18 protein-coding genes are annotated in these 17,621 nt (G+C 74.2%); 9 read left to right on the forward strand and 9 right to left on the reverse strand.

The window, feature by feature from the left end; translation table 11 throughout:
• Positions 1-262: 262 nt before the first annotated feature.
• Positions 263-1,666, reverse strand: a complete 1,404-nt coding sequence (locus tag ASE15_RS19400) for an FAD-binding oxidoreductase (RefSeq protein WP_056765293.1) — start codon at positions 1,664-1,666, stop codon at positions 263-265.
• Between the two features lie 190 nt (positions 1,667-1,856).
• Between ASE15_RS19400 and ASE15_RS19405 the strand changes: the two genes are divergently transcribed.
• On the forward strand, positions 1,857-2,339 hold the full coding sequence (locus ASE15_RS19405) for an Lrp/AsnC family transcriptional regulator (RefSeq protein WP_056654308.1): 483 nt from the start codon (positions 1,857-1,859) through the stop codon (positions 2,337-2,339).
• On the opposite strand, the gene ASE15_RS19410 is transcribed toward ASE15_RS19405, so the two are convergent.
• From ASE15_RS19410 to ASE15_RS19425, 4 genes are all read right to left on the reverse strand, one after another.
• Complete coding sequence (locus tag ASE15_RS19410; RefSeq protein ID WP_056765295.1) at positions 2,324-2,932, reverse strand: TetR/AcrR family transcriptional regulator; 609 nt, start codon at positions 2,930-2,932, stop codon at positions 2,324-2,326. The two genes, ASE15_RS19405 and ASE15_RS19410, sit on opposite strands and share 16 nt — an antisense overlap.
• Positions 2,933-2,983: 51 nt before the next feature.
• Positions 2,984-3,694 (reverse strand): ABC transporter ATP-binding protein, encoded by a 711-nt coding sequence (locus ASE15_RS19415; RefSeq protein WP_056654314.1) that lies wholly within the window; start codon positions 3,692-3,694, stop codon positions 2,984-2,986.
• The gene (locus tag ASE15_RS19420) at positions 3,691-4,830 is read right to left on the reverse strand and encodes an ABC transporter permease (protein ID WP_056654316.1); all 1,140 of its coding nucleotides are present in this window, start codon (positions 4,828-4,830) and stop codon (positions 3,691-3,693) included. Before ASE15_RS19420 ends, ASE15_RS19415 begins: the two co-directional genes overlap by 4 nt.
• Positions 4,831-4,933: 103 nt before the next feature.
• Positions 4,934-5,935: an NAD-dependent epimerase/dehydratase family protein gene (locus ASE15_RS19425; protein ID WP_056654319.1), complete on the reverse strand. Its 1,002-nt coding sequence runs from the start codon at positions 5,933-5,935 to the stop codon at positions 4,934-4,936.
• Positions 5,936-6,091: 156 nt separating this feature from the next.
• On the opposite strand from ASE15_RS19425, the gene ASE15_RS19430 reads away from it, so the two are divergent.
• Entirely contained in the window at positions 6,092-7,279 is a 1,188-nt protein-coding gene (locus ASE15_RS19430; RefSeq protein ID WP_056765356.1) for an SLC13 family permease, read from the forward strand.
• Positions 7,280-7,299: 20 nt separating this feature from the next.
• Here the strand turns inward: ASE15_RS19430 and ASE15_RS19435 are convergent, their stop codons facing one another.
• Positions 7,300-7,974, reverse strand: coding sequence for a hypothetical protein (locus tag ASE15_RS19435; protein WP_056765299.1), 675 nt, complete (start codon positions 7,972-7,974; stop codon positions 7,300-7,302).
• A 228-nt stretch (positions 7,975-8,202) separates the two neighbouring features.
• On the opposite strand from ASE15_RS19435, the gene ASE15_RS19440 reads away from it, so the two are divergent.
• The 4 genes from ASE15_RS19440 to ASE15_RS19455 all read left to right on the forward strand — a co-directional run bounded on the left by ASE15_RS19440 (position 8,203) and on the right by ASE15_RS19455 (position 11,449).
• Positions 8,203-8,538 carry a YnfA family protein gene (locus tag ASE15_RS19440; RefSeq protein ID WP_056654325.1) on the forward strand — a complete coding sequence of 112 codons (336 nt, stop codon included), beginning with the start codon at positions 8,203-8,205 and terminating at the stop codon, positions 8,536-8,538.
• A 290-nt stretch (positions 8,539-8,828) separates the two neighbouring features.
• Positions 8,829-10,034, forward strand: a complete 1,206-nt coding sequence (locus ASE15_RS19445) for an LLM class flavin-dependent oxidoreductase (RefSeq protein ID WP_056765302.1) — start codon at positions 8,829-8,831, stop codon at positions 10,032-10,034.
• Positions 10,035-10,198: 164 nt separating this feature from the next.
• Complete coding sequence (locus ASE15_RS19450; protein WP_056765305.1) at positions 10,199-10,822, forward strand: FMN reductase; 624 nt, start codon at positions 10,199-10,201, stop codon at positions 10,820-10,822.
• 120 nt (positions 10,823-10,942) lie between these two features.
• Positions 10,943-11,449 (forward strand): DoxX family membrane protein, encoded by a 507-nt coding sequence (locus tag ASE15_RS19455; protein WP_056765308.1) that lies wholly within the window; start codon positions 10,943-10,945, stop codon positions 11,447-11,449.
• A 69-nt stretch (positions 11,450-11,518) separates the two neighbouring features.
• Here ASE15_RS19455 and ASE15_RS19460 read toward each other — a convergent pair whose 3' ends face one another.
• Both ASE15_RS19460 and ASE15_RS19465 read right to left on the reverse strand, forming a co-directional pair.
• On the reverse strand, positions 11,519-12,478 hold the full coding sequence (locus ASE15_RS19460) for a hypothetical protein (RefSeq protein ID WP_200960587.1): 960 nt from the start codon (positions 12,476-12,478) through the stop codon (positions 11,519-11,521).
• Positions 12,475-12,996 carry a hypothetical protein gene (locus ASE15_RS19465; RefSeq protein WP_056765312.1) on the reverse strand — a complete coding sequence of 174 codons (522 nt, stop codon included), beginning with the start codon at positions 12,994-12,996 and terminating at the stop codon, positions 12,475-12,477. The genes ASE15_RS19460 and ASE15_RS19465 overlap by 4 nt, the downstream gene beginning before the upstream one ends.
• A gap of 190 nt (positions 12,997-13,186) precedes the next feature.
• Between ASE15_RS19465 and ASE15_RS19470 the strand changes: the two genes are divergently transcribed.
• Entirely contained in the window at positions 13,187-14,572 is a 1,386-nt protein-coding gene (locus ASE15_RS19470; RefSeq protein WP_056654339.1) for an ion channel protein, read from the forward strand.
• A gap of 46 nt (positions 14,573-14,618) precedes the next feature.
• Here the strand turns inward: ASE15_RS19470 and ASE15_RS19475 are convergent, their stop codons facing one another.
• Positions 14,619-15,428, reverse strand: a complete 810-nt coding sequence (locus ASE15_RS19475) for a M15 family metallopeptidase (RefSeq protein WP_162259154.1) — start codon at positions 15,426-15,428, stop codon at positions 14,619-14,621.
• 175 nt (positions 15,429-15,603) lie between these two features.
• Here ASE15_RS19475 and ASE15_RS19480 point away from each other — a divergent pair, with 175 nt between their 5' ends.
• Positions 15,604-16,788 (forward strand): sensor histidine kinase, encoded by a 1,185-nt coding sequence (locus tag ASE15_RS19480; protein ID WP_056765319.1) that lies wholly within the window; start codon positions 15,604-15,606, stop codon positions 16,786-16,788.
• A complete protein-coding gene (locus ASE15_RS19485; protein ID WP_082618618.1) occupies positions 16,785-17,582 on the forward strand; it encodes a response regulator transcription factor in 798 nt (265 codons plus the stop codon). Before ASE15_RS19480 ends, ASE15_RS19485 begins: the two co-directional genes overlap by 4 nt.
• Positions 17,583-17,621 lie beyond the last annotated feature (39 nt).

A 17,621-nucleotide genomic window follows, 5' to 3' on the forward strand; every position in this document is an offset into this window, starting at 1 on the left:
TCGTGGTTGCGCAGTGCCGTCGCCCGGCGGACCTGCTGGCCCTGCCCCTGAGAGGAGAGAGGTCGGCCCGGCCGTGGACGTGGCAGAACGGAGGCGCGCGAGCGGGTGAATTCGTGACTGCCGCTCTCGCCGAGAAGTGAGCAGATGCCCCTGATCCGGGCGATCCAGGGGCGTCTACTCACTTCTCGGCGGCCAGGCGGCCAGGCGGCCAGGCGGCCAGGCGGCCAGGCGGCCAGGCGGCCGGCCACCCACGCCCGCACCCTCACCGCAGCGGGTCGAACGCCCTGATCTCCTGCGGAACCGTCCCGGTCACGATCTGCTCGGCGAGCAGCTTCCCCGTCGCGGGCCCGAGCACGATGCCCCACATCCCGTGCCCGCCCGCGACGTACACGCCGGGCGCCCGGGTCGCCCCGACCAGCGGCAGCCCGTCGGGGGTCACGGGCCGGGAGCCGACCCACTCGTCGTGCCGGTCGTCGAGGTCGACTCCCTGGAACAGGTCGCGCACCGACGCGAGGATCGCGTCGATGCGCCGCGGCTGGAACGGCTCGTCGGGGCCCCGGAACTCCATGGTCCCCGCGATGCGGAACCGCCCCTGGTAGGGCGTGCACGCGACGCGTCGTGAGGGCAGGTAGATCGGCTGCTCGACGGGTACGTCGGTCTTGACCGTGAACGAGTAGCCGCGCCCGGCCTGGACGAGCGTGCGCACGCCGAGCGGCCGCGCGAGCCCGGGCAGCCAGGCGCCGGTCGCGAGGACCGCGACGTCGGCGACCACGGGGTCCTGCCCGTCTACGAGCACCTGCACGCCGCGCCCCGCCTGGGCACGCAGCCCGGTGACGGTCGCGTCGGTCACGATGCGCCCGCCGCGCGCGCGGACCGCGTCGCCCAGCGCGCCGACGAACGGTCCGGGCTCGATGAACCGCTGGCCCTCGAGGGCGTAGACCGCGCGCACGCGGTCGGTGAGCTGCGCAGGACGCCCGACGGCGTCGCTCGCCCCATGTTCTCGGCCTCCGCCCGGTCGCGTCGCGGGAGTGGTGTGCCCGACGGCGTCGCTCGCCTCGGGTGCTCGGCCCGCGTCCGGGTGCGTCGGACCGGAGAGGCGCGCGGCGCCGTCGGGCTGGTCGATGCGTCGCAGCGGGACCACCTGCCCCGCAGCCTCGACCTGGGCGATCTCGTGGAGGAACGGCGCGGCCTGCCTCTCGTCCTCGAACCCGATCACGAACGGACCGGGCGTCGAGCGGGCGGCGACGCCGTGCGCGCTGAGCTCGTCGAACGCGTCGAGCGCGAGCCGGTCGATCGGCGTGAGCGCCGCCATGGCGCGGTCCCACGCGCGCGGGGTCGCGTGCGCCGCGAACCGGGCGAGGAACGACCACAACCGCGGGTCGAGCCGTGCAGGGATGTGCAGGGGCGCGGCCGGGTCGAGCAGCGCCTTGGGGGCGTAGGTCCACAGCGTGGGGTCGGCGAGCGGCATGGCCATGCCGGGCGTGAGCCAGCCGGCGTTGCCCCACGACGAGCCTGCGGCGACGCCCTCGCGGTCGAGGACCGTGACGTCGACGCCGCGCTCCTGCAGGTGCCAGGCGGTCGCGAGACCCACCATGCCGGCGCCGACGACGACTGCCGTGCGGGGCGCACGTGCACCGGTGGGGGAGGTGCGAGAAGGGGTGGCCATCGGGGCTCCTTTGCCCTGGGACGATTTCGACCCGGCCTCGAGGATGCTGAGGCCGGGTCGTGGGAGACGGGTTGCGCCTCACGGTCAATGTTGGAGGGATCTTCGGTACGGTTCAAGGTGGGCGGTCGGATCTTCTGGAGCGGATCTGTCCGGCGAACATCCTTCTGTCCTGTGGAGCGAAAGGGCGAGCATGCCGAACGAAATTCGGGCCGGTGCGGGCCATGTCCAGGCCGCGGTCCTCGACGAGACCGACCGGCGCATCCTCGCGCTCCTCGAGGCCGACGCGCGGGCCACGAACAAGGCCGTCGCGGACGCCGTGGGGATCGCGCCGTCGACGTGCCACACGCGCATCCGCTCGCTCCAGGAGCGCGGCGTCATCCAAGGGTTCCGCACCGAGGTGGACCCGGCAGCCATGGGGCGCAGCCTCCAGGCGCTCATCGCGATCCGCCTGCACTCGCACGCCCGCTCGGGGCTCACGGCGTTCCGCGACTACCTCGCGGGGCTGCCGAACGTCGAGGGCATCTACTTCGTGACGGGGGACCGTGACTTCATGGTGCACGTCGCGGTGCGCGACTCGTCGGCGCTGCGGGACCTGGTCGCGAGCACGCTGAGCGTGCGCCCCGAGGTCGCGGGCACGAGCACGACGCTCATCTTCGACTACCTGAAGCCGTGAGCGTCCCCTCGCTCGTGGACCAGGCGGTCGAGGAACGGTTCGACGAGCTCCTCGACGCTGCTCCACACGTCGTCGAGGGGGGTGCCGGACTCGATCATGCGTGAGGCGGAGTTCACCACCGCGTTGATCAGCTCCGCCGAGCGGGCGACGTCCCGGGTCCCGAGCGCCTGCAAGGCGTCACTCAGCGGCCGTACGAGCTCGTCGTGCATGGCACGAGAGCCTTCCATCACGGCGTTCGGCGGGCTGACGGTCGCGAGGGCCGTCGCGAGGGCGTGCTCGCCCTGGGCGACGAGCTCGAGGTTCGCTCGGAGGTAGGCGACGACGCGGCCGCGGTCGTCAGGAGCAGCGTCCATGGCCCGTGCGACGGTCGCCGACCACCTCGGGAAGACGTCCTCGACCATGGCGAGCAGCAGGTCGTCCGCGGAGCGGAAGTACTGGTAGAGGCTGGGGCGGGCGAGGCCCGCGCGTTCGGCGAGCGCCGCGAACGTCGGCGGTCGGCCTGTCTCGGCAAGGAGCGACCGTGCGGCGTCGAGGAGCACTCGCATCTGCGCCGCACGGTGCTCGGCGACGGTCGGGGCGCTGATGCGGGGCACGGTTCTCCTCACGGCGGCTTCCCTGCCCCGCCCGGGGCAGGGAAGCGTGGATCAAGCGCTCAGTCTCCCATCCTCCATGTGGACGACGCGGTCGCAGTGCTCGAGCACGTCGTGGTCGTGGGTCACCATGACGGTCGCGACACCGTGGTCGTGGGTCTCGGCCGCGAGCAGCCGGACCACCTCGTGGCTGCGCGCGCGGTCGAGTGCCGCCGTGGGCTCGTCGACGAGGAGCAGCGCGGGGGCCGTGACGAGAGCGCGCGCGATCCCTACGCGCTGGCGCTCACCACCCGAGAGCTCGTGGGGTCGTCGGTCGGCCTTGTGCCCCATGCCCACCTGCTCGAGCAGGGTCAGGGGGTCGCGTCCGCGGTTCTTCCCGCCCGAGACGTGGAGTGCGAACCGGAGCTGGTCGAGGGCGGTCAGCGCGGGCAGGAGGTTGCCGGACTGGAACACGAAGCCGATCCGCTCGCGTCGGAGCGCGGCCTGGCCGGCCGAGGGCATCGCCGAGACGTCGGTGCCGTCGATGCGGACAGAGCCCGAGGTCGGCCGGGTCAACGCACCGGCGACCGCCAGCAGGCTGGACTTGCCCGCGCCCGAGGGGCCCAGGACGGCGAGCAGCTCTCCTGGGGCGACCGTGAGGTGCACGTGGTCGAGCGCGGTGACGGTCGAGTCGCCGTCGCCGAGGGTCAGGGTCACGCCGTCGATCTCGAGCCCGGCCCGGGTGGCGGTCGAGGTGCTCGAGACCTGCTGGGTGGGGTGCGTCATCGTTGGCCTCCGAGAGCCGTCAGGGGATCGACGTGGGCGATGCGGCCGACCGAGGCAGCGGCGCCCGCGAGGCCGAGCCCGACGAGCAGCACCGCGGCGAGCGCGAGGGGCCCGGCCTCGAGGGCGAACGGCATGGGGGTCGACGTGAGCAGCGCGCCGAAGCCCACGCCCGCGCCCATGCCGATCGCGGTGGACACCACGAGGAGCACCGCCGCCTGGCCGAGGGCGTCGCGCACGAGGTACGACGTCGAGGCACCCATGGCGCGGGCAACCGCGATCTCGTGCTTGCGCTGGATGGTCCAGACCGTGAAGAACGCACCGACGACGAGGGCGGAGATCGCGTAGAGGAAGACCTGGATGAGGTTGAGCGTGAGCGTCTCGGCCGCATAGCCCGGTGACCCGTCGAAGGACTCCGTGAGCGAGACGGCAGCGGTGCCTGCGGCCGCGTCACCGGCCGCGAGGTCGAGGTCGGCGCCGTCGACGGGGGCGAGCGCGACGGCGGTCGCCTCGTCGTACGCCTCGGGCCGCACCTCGGCGGCGTCGGTCGCGCCGGCGTGGATCTCCTGCCAGGTCGCCAGGGGGATGTAGGCGACGTCGACGTGCCCGAACGTGTGCTGCCCGTCGAGCACGCCGACGATCGTGAGCTCGGTGCCCAGCCGTTCGATCGTCACGGTGTCCCCGATACCCAGGCCCAGGTCGCCCACTGTCTCGCTGACGACGATCCCGTGCGGGTCCCCGAGGGTCTCCCCGGTGGCCAGGTCGGTCGTGGACGGCGCGACGAACGACCCTGGCTCGACGCCGAAGAGTGCCAGGTCGACGGCCTCGCCGCCGGGGCCCTCGGCGTTGACGAGCTGGTTGCCGAACAGTGCTGCGTCGGCGACGTCGTCGCGGGCGGCCCAGCGCTCGGCCTGCTCGCGGTCGACCGTGCTGCGGGAGAACGCCGAGTCGACGGAGGTGTCCGCGCCGAACGCGAAGGCCGCGACGGGGAGCTTCTTGAGGCCCGACACGCCGTCGTTGACGAGTCCCGAGGACAGGCCCGACAAGAGGACGACGAGCACGGACACGAGCGCGACGACACCCCCCATCAGGGCAAATCGTGAGCGCGCGAACGACAGCTCGCGCCACGCGAGAAACATGGTGCTCCTTCCGGGTCGACACGGGTTGCCGACGCCTTGTCGGTAAGGATACCAACGTGGCGTCGGCAACTGGTGCCGCTCCGGGATCTCTGCGCTGGAGCCGTCAGAGCGCGAGCGCCCGGGCCTCCTTGTCCGGGTCGAGCCCCACCCGGGGGCGGTCCGCGCGCTGGGGAGCGGCGCCGTCGGGCTGGGTCTGCAACCAGGCCCACGTGTCCGCGACCGTCTCCTCGACGGGCCGGTTGCGCAGTCCCGCCGCGACCGCGCGCGACACGTCGCCGCGGTGCAGGGTGTCGTGCAGCTCGCCCGGCGGGAGCCAGACGGGCAGCTCGGTCCAGGGCGCGATGCCCGCGGCCTCGATCACGTCGGGCGCGGTCCAGCGCAGCTCGGCGTCGGAGCCCGTCGCGGCCACGCACGCGTCGAGCAGCTCGCCCATGGTCGCGTGCCCGCTGGGGCTCACGACGTTGAACGGCCCGCTCAGGCCCTGCTCGGTCGCGTCGAGCACGAACGCCGCGAGGTCGCGCGCGTCGACGTACTGCAGGGGCAGCTCGCGCGGCCCCGGGGCGAGCACGGTCCCGCCGCGCGCGACGCGCTGCAACCACCACGGCAGGCGCCCGACGTTCTCCCACGGCCCCAGGACCAGGCCCGCCCGCGCGAGGATCGCGCGGTGCCCGAACGACTCCTCGACGGCCAGCTCGCCGCCGCGCTTGGCGCGCGCGTAGTCGACGTCGGCGCCGTCGTCGGGCGAGGCCTCCACGAGGGGCGCGTCCTCGCCGAGGCCCGCGCCCGTCGGGTACGTGTAGACCGACCGGCTCGACACGTACACGTACCGGCCCACGTGGTCGTCGAGCAGGCGCGCGGCGTCGCGCACCGCGCTCGGCGCCCACGACCACGTGTCGACCGCGACGTCCCACTCGCCCTCGGCCAGGGCGTCCAGGCCCCCGACGGCGGAGCGGTCGCCGCGCAGGTCCCGCACCCCGGGCGGGGCGTCGCGCGTGCCCCGGTGGAACATGGTGACGTCCCAGCCGCGGGCCAGGGCGTCGTCGACGACCGCCCGACCCACGAACTCCGTCCCGCCCAGCACCAGCAACCGCGTCGCGTCCGTCATACCTCCGACTCTGCCCGCTGTGCACCCGGGACGAAAGCCAGCGACGCCCACGGCAGACGGCTGGGCGCGTGCGATAGTGACCGAGCCGCTCGTCGGGTAGCGGGGGCCCGCGTGCGCGGGCTGGGCGAGTGGCTGGGTACCGGGACGGAGGAGCGCATGGTCGGTCGCCGCGTGCGGGTGCCGCTGTGGGCGGTCGCCGTCGCGCTGGCCGCGCTGGTCGTCGCCGTGGGGTGGCTCCCGCTCGACGCGGCCGAGGAGCTCGCCGAACGGGTCGGGCCGATCCTGCTGTTCCTCGTCGCGATCACCGTCGTCGCGGAGATGTGCGCTGCCGCGGGCCTGTTCGACGCCGCAGCCTCCTGGGCGGTCCTGCTCGCCCGAGGGAGTCGGCTGCGACTGTGGGGCCTCGTGGTCCTGCTCGCGTGCGTGTGCACGATCGTGCTCTCGCTCGACACCACCGCCGTGCTCGTCACGCCCGTGGTCCTGACCCTCGCGCGACGTACGGGGAGCAGGCCGCTGCCCTTCGCGCTCACGGTCCTCGCGCTCGCCAACACCGCGTCCTTGCTGCTGCCCGTCTCCAACCTGACGAACCTGCTCGCGGCCCACCGCTACGCGCGGCTCGAGCCCGGCACCTCGTACACCGCGACGATGTGGCTGCCCGCCCTGGTCGTGATCGCCGTGACGGTCCTCTACCTGCTCATGGCCCACCACCGGGACCTGCGCGGGACGTTCGAGGCATCCGCGCCGACCGCCGAGCGAGACCCCGTGCTCCTGCCGCTCGCCGCCCTGGTGACGGTCGCGCTCGGGGTGTGCTTCGCCGTCGGGCTGCCCGTGGCGGTCGTCGCCCTGGGAGGGGCCGGCGTGCTGCTCACCGTGACGCTCGTGCGGCGGCGCGACCTCGTGGCCCCCGTCGGGGAGCTCGTGCCGTGGCGGACCGTGCTGGTCGTCGCGTCGCTCTTCGTGGCGGTCGAGGCCTGGCAGGTCCACGGGCTCGGCGACCTGCTCGCCCGGTTCGCGGGGACCGGGACCGGGACCGGGGACCTGCTGCAGGTCGCCGGCGCGGGAGCGGTCGCGGCCAACGCGGTCAACAACCTGCCCGCCTACCTCGCGCTCGAACCTGCTGCGGCGGGCGACCCGGCGCGGCTCGCGGCGCTCCTCGTCGGGGTCGATGCCGGCCCGCTCGTCACGCCGTGGGCCTCGGTCGCGACCGTGCTCTGGTGGGTCCAGTGCTCACGCCACTGGATGGGCTTCCGCGAGGTCGGCTGGTGGCCGCTCGTGCGCCAGGGACTCGTCCTCGCGCCTCTGGCCGTGGTCGCCGGGACGCTCGCGGTCGCCGCGGTCGCGTAGGCCGGTCCGCGCGTGGGCCCTCAGGCCCGCACGCCGATCCACAGGGTCCCGTGCGGCTCGAGCTCGACGCTGCGGTGCTCGACGAACCCGATCGAGCGCATCCCCTCGACGTGCGCCGGGTCGACGATCGCGGTGAACAAGGGGCCCTCGACCGGTGAGCCGTCCGGGGAGTGCCGGGCGCTCGCGGGCGCGTCGACGAGCCGGCGCAGCGTGTCGACCCGCTCCGCGCCCTCGATGTCGGGCGCCACGGCCGACGCGACGAGGACGAGGCGCGGGCGGACGGCGTCGAGCGCGTCGGCGATCGCGGACTGCGCGATGCCGAGCGCCTGACGGGTCGCGACGCGGACCGGCTCGTCGTCGGCCGGCTCGTCGAGCGGGTCGACGCCGACTTCGCGGACCAGGACCTCGCGGAGCTCGTCCTCGAACGCGGGGACCTCGGGCGGCAGCCACACGGTCGTGGCCAGGAGACCGTCGGCGTCCTCGGCGACCCAGATCTCGCCCTGCTCGAGGATCCCGTGCCCCAGGACCAGGCGCGTCGCGGACGAGAGCTGCTCGGGGTCGACCGGGGCGTCGGGGCGCCCGTCGCCGTCGAGGTCGACCACGGGGTGGTCGGTCGTGAGCAGCCGGGCGACGCCGGGCACGTCGATGAAACGGGCGCGACGGACGGTCGCAGCGGGGTGCGTGGTGTCGGGCATCGGGTCTCCGGTCCTCGGGGAGATGGGGGCTCGTGCCAGTCTGGCCCGGGTCCCTGGGAGGGGGCTGTGCAGAACGTCAGGGGCGGGGGCCTTCTGGGGAGGCCCGGCGGTGACCCGCCGCGGCGCCCCCGCGGCGCCCTCGCGGCGACCGGCGCGCGCGATGATGTGGTGCGCCGCACGGCGCCGCCGCTGCGGTCCCGCTGCACCCGTCCGTCCCGAGGAGACCACATGACCGTCCTGCGCTCGATCCTGCTCTTCGGCGCCGCTGCGCTCTTCGAGATCGGTGGCGCGTGGCTGATCTGGCAGGGCGTCCGCGAGCACAAGGGGTGGGTCTGGATCGGGGCGGGAATCGTCGCGCTGGGGCTCTACGGGTTCTTCGCGACGCTCCAGCCCGACGCGAGCTTCGGGCGGATCCTCGCGGCGTACGGGGGAGTGTTCGTCGCGGGCTCGCTGGTGTGGGGCATGGCGGTCGACGGCTTCCGGCCCGACCGCTGGGACGTGACCGGTGCGCTGCTGTGCCTCGTGGGCGTCGCGGTCATCATGTACGCGCCACGACCGGCGTAGGGGACGTCCGCCAGGCGCTTTCGCCCGGTGTGTGGGGTCCTGCCTGCCCGACGCCGGAGCGCACCCGAGCGCCCCGGGTGCGCTCCGGCGTCGGGCGCGCGCGGACACCCGATCCGTTGTCAGAGCTGGGCCGGGGCATACCCCGGCCCCGTTCTGACAACTGGTCGACGACGAGTCCGCAGCGCGTGACCCACGACACCTCGATCTCCGGGGAATAACCCGGGCACCCTCCCGGTTCTCCTCCAAGTACATGCAAATGCATCAACTTGTAGGACGAGGGAGCAACCCCCATGCAGTTCGGAATCTTCACCGTCGGCGACGTCACCACCGACCCCGTCACCGGTCGCACGCCCAACGACACCGAGCGCGTGCGGTCCATGCTCACCATCGCCAAGCACGCGGACGAGGCCGGCCTCGACGTGTTCGCCACGGGTGAGCACCACAACCCCCCGTTCGTCCCGTCGTCCCCCACGACGATGCTCGGCTACCTCGCCGGGCAGACGAAGAACATCATCCTGTCGACCTCCACGACGCTCATCACCACGAACGACCCGGTGAAGATCGCCGAGGACTACGCGATGCTCCAGGTCATCTCGGACGGTCGCATGGACCTCATGATGGGCCGCGGCAACACCGGCCCCGTCTACCCGTGGTTCGGCAAGGACATCCGTGAGGGCGTCAACCTCGCGATCGAGAACTACGCGCTGCTGCGCCGCCTCTGGGAGGAGGAGGTCGTGGACTGGCAGGGCAAGTACCGCACGCCCCTCCAGGGCTTCACGGCCACGCCGCGCCCGCTCGACGGCGTCGCGCCCTTCGTGTGGCACGGCTCGATCCGTACCCCGGAGATCGCCGAGCAGGCCGCCTACTACGGTGACGGCTTCTTCCACAACAACATCTTCTGGCCCATCAGCCACACCCAGCAGATGGTCCGGTACTACCGTCAGCGCTTCGAGCACTACGGCCACGGCCAGGCCGACCAGGCGATCGTCGGGCTCGGCGGCCAGGTCTTCATGCGCAAGAACTCCCAGGACGCCGTGCGCGAGTTCCGGCCCTACTTCGACAACGCGCCCGTCTACGGGCACGGCCCGTCGCTCGAGGACTTCAGCGCGCAGACCCCGTTGACCGTGGGCAGCCCGCAGGAGGTCATCGACCGCTACGGCGCCATGCGCGAGCACGTCGGCGACTACCAGCGTCAGCTCTTCCTCATGGACCACGCGGGCCTCCCGCTCAAGACGGTCCTCGAGCAGATCGACCTGCTGGCCGGCGAGGTCGTCCCCGTGCTCCGCAAGGAGATGGAGGCCAAGCGCCCCGCCCACGTCCCGAGCGACCCGCCCAGCCACGCCCAGCGCGTCGCGAAGGCACGCGCCGAGGGCAAGATCGCGGAGCAGGTCGTCGCGGCCGCCGACCACTGGACGGGCAAGACCGCAGAGGACGACATCCAGGCGGCAGAGGCTGCCGAGGGCGCGGCCCGCAAGGGCTCCGCGTTCGGTCTCTGACCCACCACCCGCCCGGGGAGACCCGGGCGGCCGGGCCGCCCTTGTGGCCAGGGGCGGCCCGGCTCCCAGCACCACCCGGCAGGCCACGAGAGCACCACGCACCACCCGCCGCACGCACCGTGCGGCACACTCGAAGAACCCTCACGAACCAGGAGCACCACCTCATGACCGCTCGCCAGATCGTCGCGATCTCCGCCGGCCTCGGCCAGCCGTCCTCGACCCGCCTGCTCGCCGACCGTCTCTCCGCCGCGACCGTGGCCGAGCTCGGCGACCTGGGCGTGACCGCCGAGGTCACGACGGTCGAGCTGCGCGACGTCGCCCACGCCGTCACCGACGCGATGCTCACGGGCTTCGCGAGCGGCGACCTCGCCGAGGTGATCGAGAAGGTCACGGGCGCCGACGCGCTCGTCCTGGTCACGCCGCTGTTCACGACCACGTACTCGGGGCTCTTCAAGTCCTTCGTCGACATCCTCGACAAGGACTCGCTCCAGGGCATGCCCGTGCTGCTGGGTGCGACGGGCGGCACGTCGCGCCACTCGCTGGCCGTCGAGTACTCGATGCGCCCGCTGTTCACGTACCTGCACGCGGACGTCGCGACGACGTCGGTCTTCGCGGCCACGGACGACTGGGCCGCCGAGGGCGACAGCACGCACGACGCCGGCCCGCTCCCGGCCCGCATCCGCAAGGCGGCCAAGGAGCTCGCGGGCACGGTCGCGGCCCGCGACCCGCGCACCACGACGGGCATGTTCGACGGCGTGCCCTCGTTCGCGCAGATGTTCGGCCAGTAGCCGGGCCGACCGGGTGAAACGCGGTGTGACCCGCATCACTCACCCGGTGCAGGGTCTCCTTCTGGATGTGCGCCCGACGACGAGGCGCCGGAACCCCTCCACATCCAGAAAGGCACGTCCATGTCCACCCTCTCCGTCGACGGCCAGGCGATCTCCCGTCGTGGCTCCGTCTCCACCCACCTGAGCGACGCCGTCGACGCCCTCGCTCGTGTCCTGACCCGCTGGTCCGTCCCGGCGCTGCGCGTCGCCCTGGGCCTGGTCTTCCTGGGCTTCGGGGTCCTGAAGCTCTTCCCCGGGGCCAGCCCGGCCGAGGTCGTCGCCGAGCGCACGATCGACACCCTGACCCTCGGCCTGGTCCACGGCCCGGTCGCGGTGATCGGCACGGCGGTCGTCGAGTGCTTCATCGGGATCACGCTCGTCACGGGGTACCTGCTGCGCGCGGGGCTCGTGGTCATGGCCGGCGCGTTCGTGGGCATCCTCGCCCCGACGGTCCTGTTCTTCGACGAGCTGTTCGGCTCGGGCATGACGCTCCTGGGGCAGTACGTGCTCAAGGACGTCGTCCTGGTCGCCGCGGCGACGGTCGTCGGGGCCTACGCCCTCGGGGCACGGCTGCGCCGTGCCGGCTGAACGCCCCACCGATCCAGGAGCACCACCAGAAGCACCACCGCACGCAGCACGAGAAGCGGCTGACGGGGGTCACGGACGCACCGTGGCCCCCGTCAGCCGCTTCTCGTCGTCGGGCGCCCCGTCGGGCACGTCCGGGTCGGCGCCCCCGGCCCCGAGCACACCACGCAGCAGCCGCCGGTCGGGCCGCAGCGCGAGCGGCACCGCGACCGCGGCCGCCGTCAGGACCCATGCCGAGTAGTCCAGCCCGAGGAATGCCCAGATGCTGCCGTGCATCGCGGCGACCGCGAGCACGAACGGGATCCGCGCGACCCGGATCGCGAGCCACAGGGGAGCCGTGAGCTCGAGCACGAGCGCCCCGCCCGCGAGCGCCTGCGTGAGCACGGGTTGGTCCGCGACGGTCTGGACCCACCGGGTGCCGAACGGGGACCCGCTCGCTCCCTGGCGCAGCACCCAGGACATGTTGTCGCTGAAGACCCACTCGGTGCCGCTGTGCCGCAGCTTCTGCGCGCCGGTCAGGAAGTACACCGTGGCGAGGGTCGCGAGTGCCGCACGCGGCGGCCATCCCCAGGCGGGGGCCCGCGGCGCGGTGTGCGCGGGGCGGGGCGGATCGGCGGCGAACAACAGCGCGACCGCGACCGTGACGGTCAGGACGTCGTTGTGCAGCACCTTGCCCGAGCTGCCCCACAGGGCGGCGAGAGCGGTGTACGCGCACCACGCGAGCACCAGGCCGGCGCGCCCCCTGCGGCGCACGACGACGAGCGCGACGCCCACGAGCCCCGCGACCTGGACCATGACGAGCAGCCACGCGGGCGGGGGCAGGGTCAGCCAGCCCATGACGTTGCCGTGGTCGGTGAGCGCCGCGGGGCGCCGGGTGATCGCGGTCCAGTCGCGCGTGGCCAGGCGCAGCCCGATCACGAGCGCGAGCAGCGTGCGGACCTCGACCAGCCGGTACGCGGGGCCGGGGGCGAGCAGCGCCCGGTCGACGGCGAGCGCGGCCCGGCGCAGCGACGACCCTGCGGCGCCGCTCACGGCGTGACCTCCAGGACGGTCTCGCGCGACCGCTCGACCCACTCGTCGGCCCCCGCGGGCAGGGTCCGCTCGGTGCGCTCGAGCCGCACCGAGCGCACGGTGCCGGGGTCGATCCCGGCCAGCCCCAGCCAGGCCGTCACCATCTCGCGGCGCCTGTCGGGCGTGGCCCCCGCGAGGTCCTGGTACTGGCGGGTCGTGGTGACGAGGGGGGCGGCGCGGTCGCCCGGCTGCACGACGACGTCCCCCTCGGCGGTCGCGGCCACGAGGTCGAGGCTCACCGTCGTGCCCGTGCGCACCTCGCTGAAGAGCCGGTACGCCGTGAGCGGCCACAGCTCGGCCTCGGCGGCTGCGGTGAACAGGAGAGCGAGGACGAGCCCGTAGGTCACGAGGCGTGCGCGGCGCCGGTCGATCGACGGGGCGACGGGGGCGGCCGCAGCGCGGGTGGCCGCGTCGGGCCAGGGCGCGGCCCAGGCGGGCCGGCGGCTCTGCGCGGTGCGCGCGTCGTTGCGGAGGGTCACGTCTCGACCCTCCCAAGGGGAGGGGGTGGGGACATCGGCCCGACGGCGGCTCGCGCCCCGACCCCAGGGTGCGGTCCGCGCGGGGTGAGTTCAGCCCGGGGGCTGATGCGCCGTCGTCGGGCCTCCTCGACGCCGTCCTGGCCATGGTCCTCCCCGGGCGCGCTCGCGCCCTGCGTGCCACGCTGGGCGCATGCCCGACCGGGACGACGACGCGTCAGCCACGCCCTCCGGGACGTCCGCTGCCCCCACCCCGCCCGGCGCCCCCGCGCTCCGCACGCTGCTCGAGCTCTCGCTCCCGGCCGTGCTGATCGGGATCGTCGCGGCGGTCGTGCTCAGGGCGCTCGACGAGGCGTCCGCAGCGGTCGAGGACGTCCTGTGGACCGACCTGCCGGGCGCGCTGGGCGTGGATCCCGACGCGCGCTGGTGGATCTTCATCATGCTGACCGGGGCGGGCCTGCTCGTGGGGCTCGTCGTGTGGCTCGTGCCGGGGCACGGCGGGCGGGACTCGGCGACGACCGAGCTCATCGCGCCGCCGCTGCCGCTGCGGGTCCTGCCGAGCCTCGTGGTCGTCACGGTCCTGGGGCTGGCCGGCGGCGTGAGCCTGGGCCCGGAGAACCCGATCATCGCGATCAACACCGCGCTGCTCGTGGCCGTCGTCGCGCGGCTGTGGCCCAAGGTCCCCACGGACCTCGTCGTGATGCTCGCGGCGTCGGCGACGATCGGCGCGCTGTTCGGCACCCCCGTCGCGGCCGCGCTCGTGTTCACGGGGGTCGTCGCGGGCTTCCGCAGCGGCGGCCCGCTGTTCGACCGGTTGTTCCTGCCGCTCGTCTCGGCGGGTGCGGGCGCCATCACCATGGACGCGTTCGGGCGGCCGTTCGCCGCGATGGACCTGCCCGACCTCGGTGTCCCGGACATCGGCGACGTGGGCACGTCGCTCCTGATCGCGACCGCCGCGGCGGGCCTCGCGCTGCTCGGGGTCGTCGCGTTCCCGCACGTGCACCGGTTCTTCCACTCGATGCGCAACCCCGTGCTCTACGTGACGCTCGGCGGCGTGGTGCTGGGCGTCCTGGGGGCGATCGGCGGGCCGCTCACGCTGTTCAAGGGGTCCGAGCAGTCCTTCGAGCTCGTCCAGCAGCGTGCCGACTTCTCGACGTGGAACCTCGTGCTCATCTTCGCGATCAAGCTCGTGGCGCTCGTGATCGCCGCGGCCGCGGGGTTCCGGGGTGGCCGGATCTTCCCCGCGGTGTTCATCGGGGTCGCGGCCGGGGTCGTGGTCAACGCGGCGCTGCCGGGCGTCCCCCTGGGGCTCGCGATCGCGAGCGGGGTGCTCGGGGTCGTGCTCGCGGTGGGACGCGACGGGTGGGTCGCGCTGTTCGTCGCGGTCGCAGTCGTGGGCGACGTGGGCGTCCTGCCGCTGCTGTGCATCGCGATCCTGCCCGTGTGGCTCCTGGTGCGCAGCGCGCCCGAGATGCTGGCCGCCCCCGAGCCACCGACCGCGGTCGCGGCCGGCGGGTCCACGCCGACCGGCGAGGGGCGTCCCGCGCCCACCGACGGGCCCCGTCCCGACGCCTCCTGACCGGGCCGGGTCCGGACACGCCGCGCACCGACCGTGCCGGGCCGCGTCACTCCCAGCCCACGCGCGAGTCCTCGTGCATCTCGGGGCACGTCCCGCCGGGCTCGATGACCGCCTCGAAGTGCCACATCTCGTTCGCGTAGGTCCGGCACAGGCCCAGGTCCGCGCCGTGCTCGCCGAGCCACAGGGCGCCGTCGGTCGCCCCGACGTCGATCGCCGTGCCCGCCACGTGCGCCGAGGCCTCGGGCGGCAGGACCCACCGCTTGGCCTCCTCGAGCGAGCCGCGCTTGCGGACCACGTCCTCGACGACCTGCGCCTGCTCCTCGGCCGACCGCCACCCGGAGACGAGGGTCAGCTCGATCCCGTCCTCGGCCGCGAGCGCCTGCGCCTGCTCGAACCGGCGGAGCAGCTCGGGGTCGAGGCCGGTCGCGGGAGCCTCGGCCCGCGACCCGTCCGCCTCCCCGGTCGTGCCCGGCGCCGCCCCTGCGCCAGGGCCGACCCCGGACGACAGGGCGTCGGGGGCCAGGAGCCGGTACGCCGAGACCCCGCACGCGACGAGCGCGGCGACGACCACGGCGGCGTACACGCGGTCCGCGGGAGTCCGGCGTCGACGGGCCGAGCCCGCCGACGAGCGACCGGACGGCCAGGTACGACCGGGTCGTGCGCGCCCGCCCCGGGCGGACGGGCGCGAGGACGCCGCGGGCGGGTCGGGCACGAGCGTGTCGAAGGCCGGCACGGGGTCGGTCGGCGCCGTCGGCGAAGGACCTGACGGCACAGCGCTCGTCGGTGCAGCAGCGGCCGGCGGCACGGGCCGGGAGCCGGCGGGGAAAGAGGGCGGGGGAGGGACGTCGAAGGTCATGTCTCGACCCTCGCCGCGCGGCCCTGCCCGGGGCATCGCCCCCCGGGGCCGTCCTCGCCCTGTCCGCAGGGCGCGTCCCGCCCGGGCGCGTTCGTCCCCGGGGCGGACGCGTCGTCGTCGGACACCAGCCCCAGGGCGGACTCGCCGCGACGGCCCCCCTGGATACGGTGAGGACGTGCAACCGACCCGCCGCGCGCCCGAGTGGGCCCAGGACCTCCTCGTCGCGCTCGCGGTCGGGCTGGTCTGGTTCGGGGGAGTCTGGTTCATGTACCAGGGGGACTACTGGATGCCTCGGGACATCCGGTCGTACTGGTGGACCGGTGCCTGGCTCGTCCTGACGCTGGCACTGAGAAGGGTCGCGCCCGGTGGGGTCTTCTGGGTCACCGCGGTGTTCTACCCGCTGTTCCAGGACGACGCCCTGAGCAACCAGTTCCATCTTGTCCCGCTCCTCGTGGCGGGCTTCGGCGCGACCCGCCAGGGAGCGGTCCCCCCTCCGCTCGCGGCGATCGGTGTCGTCCTGTCGGGCTGGTCGCTGCACATGAGCAGTGAGCACTGGGACGGGTACTGGCAGGTCGTGGGCTGGTCGTCGCCCTCGGGGATCCTGACCACGGTCGCCCTGGCGCTCGCGGCCGTGGCGCTCGGGTGGATGGTCCGGCGCATCGCCGTGACGGGCGAGGCCCTGCGTGAGCGCAACGAGGAGCTCACGGCCCTGCAGGGGGTGCTCGCCCAGCAGGCCGTGCACGCCGAGCGCACGCGCATCGCCCGCGAGCTGCACGACGTCGTCGCGCACCACATGTCCGCGATCGTCGTCCGGGCGCAGGCCGCGGACCGCGTCGCGCCCAACCAGCCCCAGGCCCCCGCCGAGGCGGTCACCTGGATCGCCGAGGAGGGCAAGAAGGCGCTGACCTCGATGCGCTCGGTCGTGCACGTGCTGCGCCGCGAGACCGGGGACGCGCTCGAGCTCGCCCCCGCCCCCGCGCTCGACGACGTCCGGGCCGCGGCCGCGCGCCTGACCGAGGCCGGCCGGGACGTCGAGCTCGACCTGCCCGACGACCTGGGCGACCTGCGGCCCGAGGTGAGCCTCGCCGTCGTGCGCATCGCCCAGGAGGGACTGACCAACGTGCTGCTGCACTCGCTCGCCCCGCGCCTGAGCCTCGAGGTCGTCGCGACGCCCGGGTACGTGCGCGTGGCCGTCCGCGACCCCGGGCCCCCGCTGCCCGACAACCCCGACCTGCACGGCGGCAACGGCCTGCTGAACATGCGTGAACGAGCCCTGTCCTGCGGCGGCACCCTGTCCGCAGGACCCGACCAGAGCGGCGGCTGGCGCGTCCAGGCCGTCCTGCCCCGGGAGACCCCATGACCCACAGCCCCGTCCCGTCCCCCCACCCGGACGGCGCCGCGCCCCCCGGGCGCCCACCGGGCCCCGCGCCCCTGCACGTCGTCGCCGAGAGCCGGCCGTTCAGCGAGCCCGTGCGCGTCGTCGTGGTCGACGACCAGGCGACCATCCGCCTCGGGTTGCGCATGATCCTCGACAACGAGCCCGACGTCACGGTCGTGGGCGAGGCCGCCGACGGCGTCCAGGGCGTCCGCATGGCACGCGCGCTGCTGCCCGACGTCGTCCTCATGGACGTGCGCATGCCCCACCTCAACGGGATCGACGCAGCGGCCCAGATCTCCGCGGACCCGGCGCTCGCGGGCGTGCGCACGCTCGTCCTGACGACGTTCGACGACGACGAGTACGTCTACGGCGCGCTGCGGGCCGGGGCCGCGGGGTTCCTGCTCAAGGACGCCGACCCCGAGTCGCTCGTGAGCGCGGTCCACCGGGTGCGCGCGGGCGACAGCCTGCTCGACCCCGGCGTCACGCGACGGATCATCGAGCGCTACGTCGAGCTCTCCGACTGGCACGCGGGCTCGGGCGTCGCGAGCGCCCCCGGCGGCGCGTCGGGGCTCGAGCTCGCGACCCCGCGCGAGCGCGAGGTGCTCCTGGCCGTCGCGCGCGGCCTGTCCAACAAGGAGATCGGGGACGAGCTGTTCCTCTCGGAGGCGACCGTCAAGAGCCACGTGCGCTCGCTGCTGACCAAGGTGGGGCTCACGAACCGCGTCCAGCTCGTGATCCTCGCGTACGAGGCCGAGGTGGTGCGGCCGGGGCGGTGACGGGTGCTGCCGGGTGTCGACGGGCCTGCGCGGCGTAGG

This window comes from Oerskovia sp. Root22 (genome assembly GCF_001429135.1).
In the GTDB taxonomy this organism is placed as follows: domain Bacteria; phylum Actinomycetota; class Actinomycetes; order Actinomycetales; family Cellulomonadaceae; genus Oerskovia; species Oerskovia enterophila.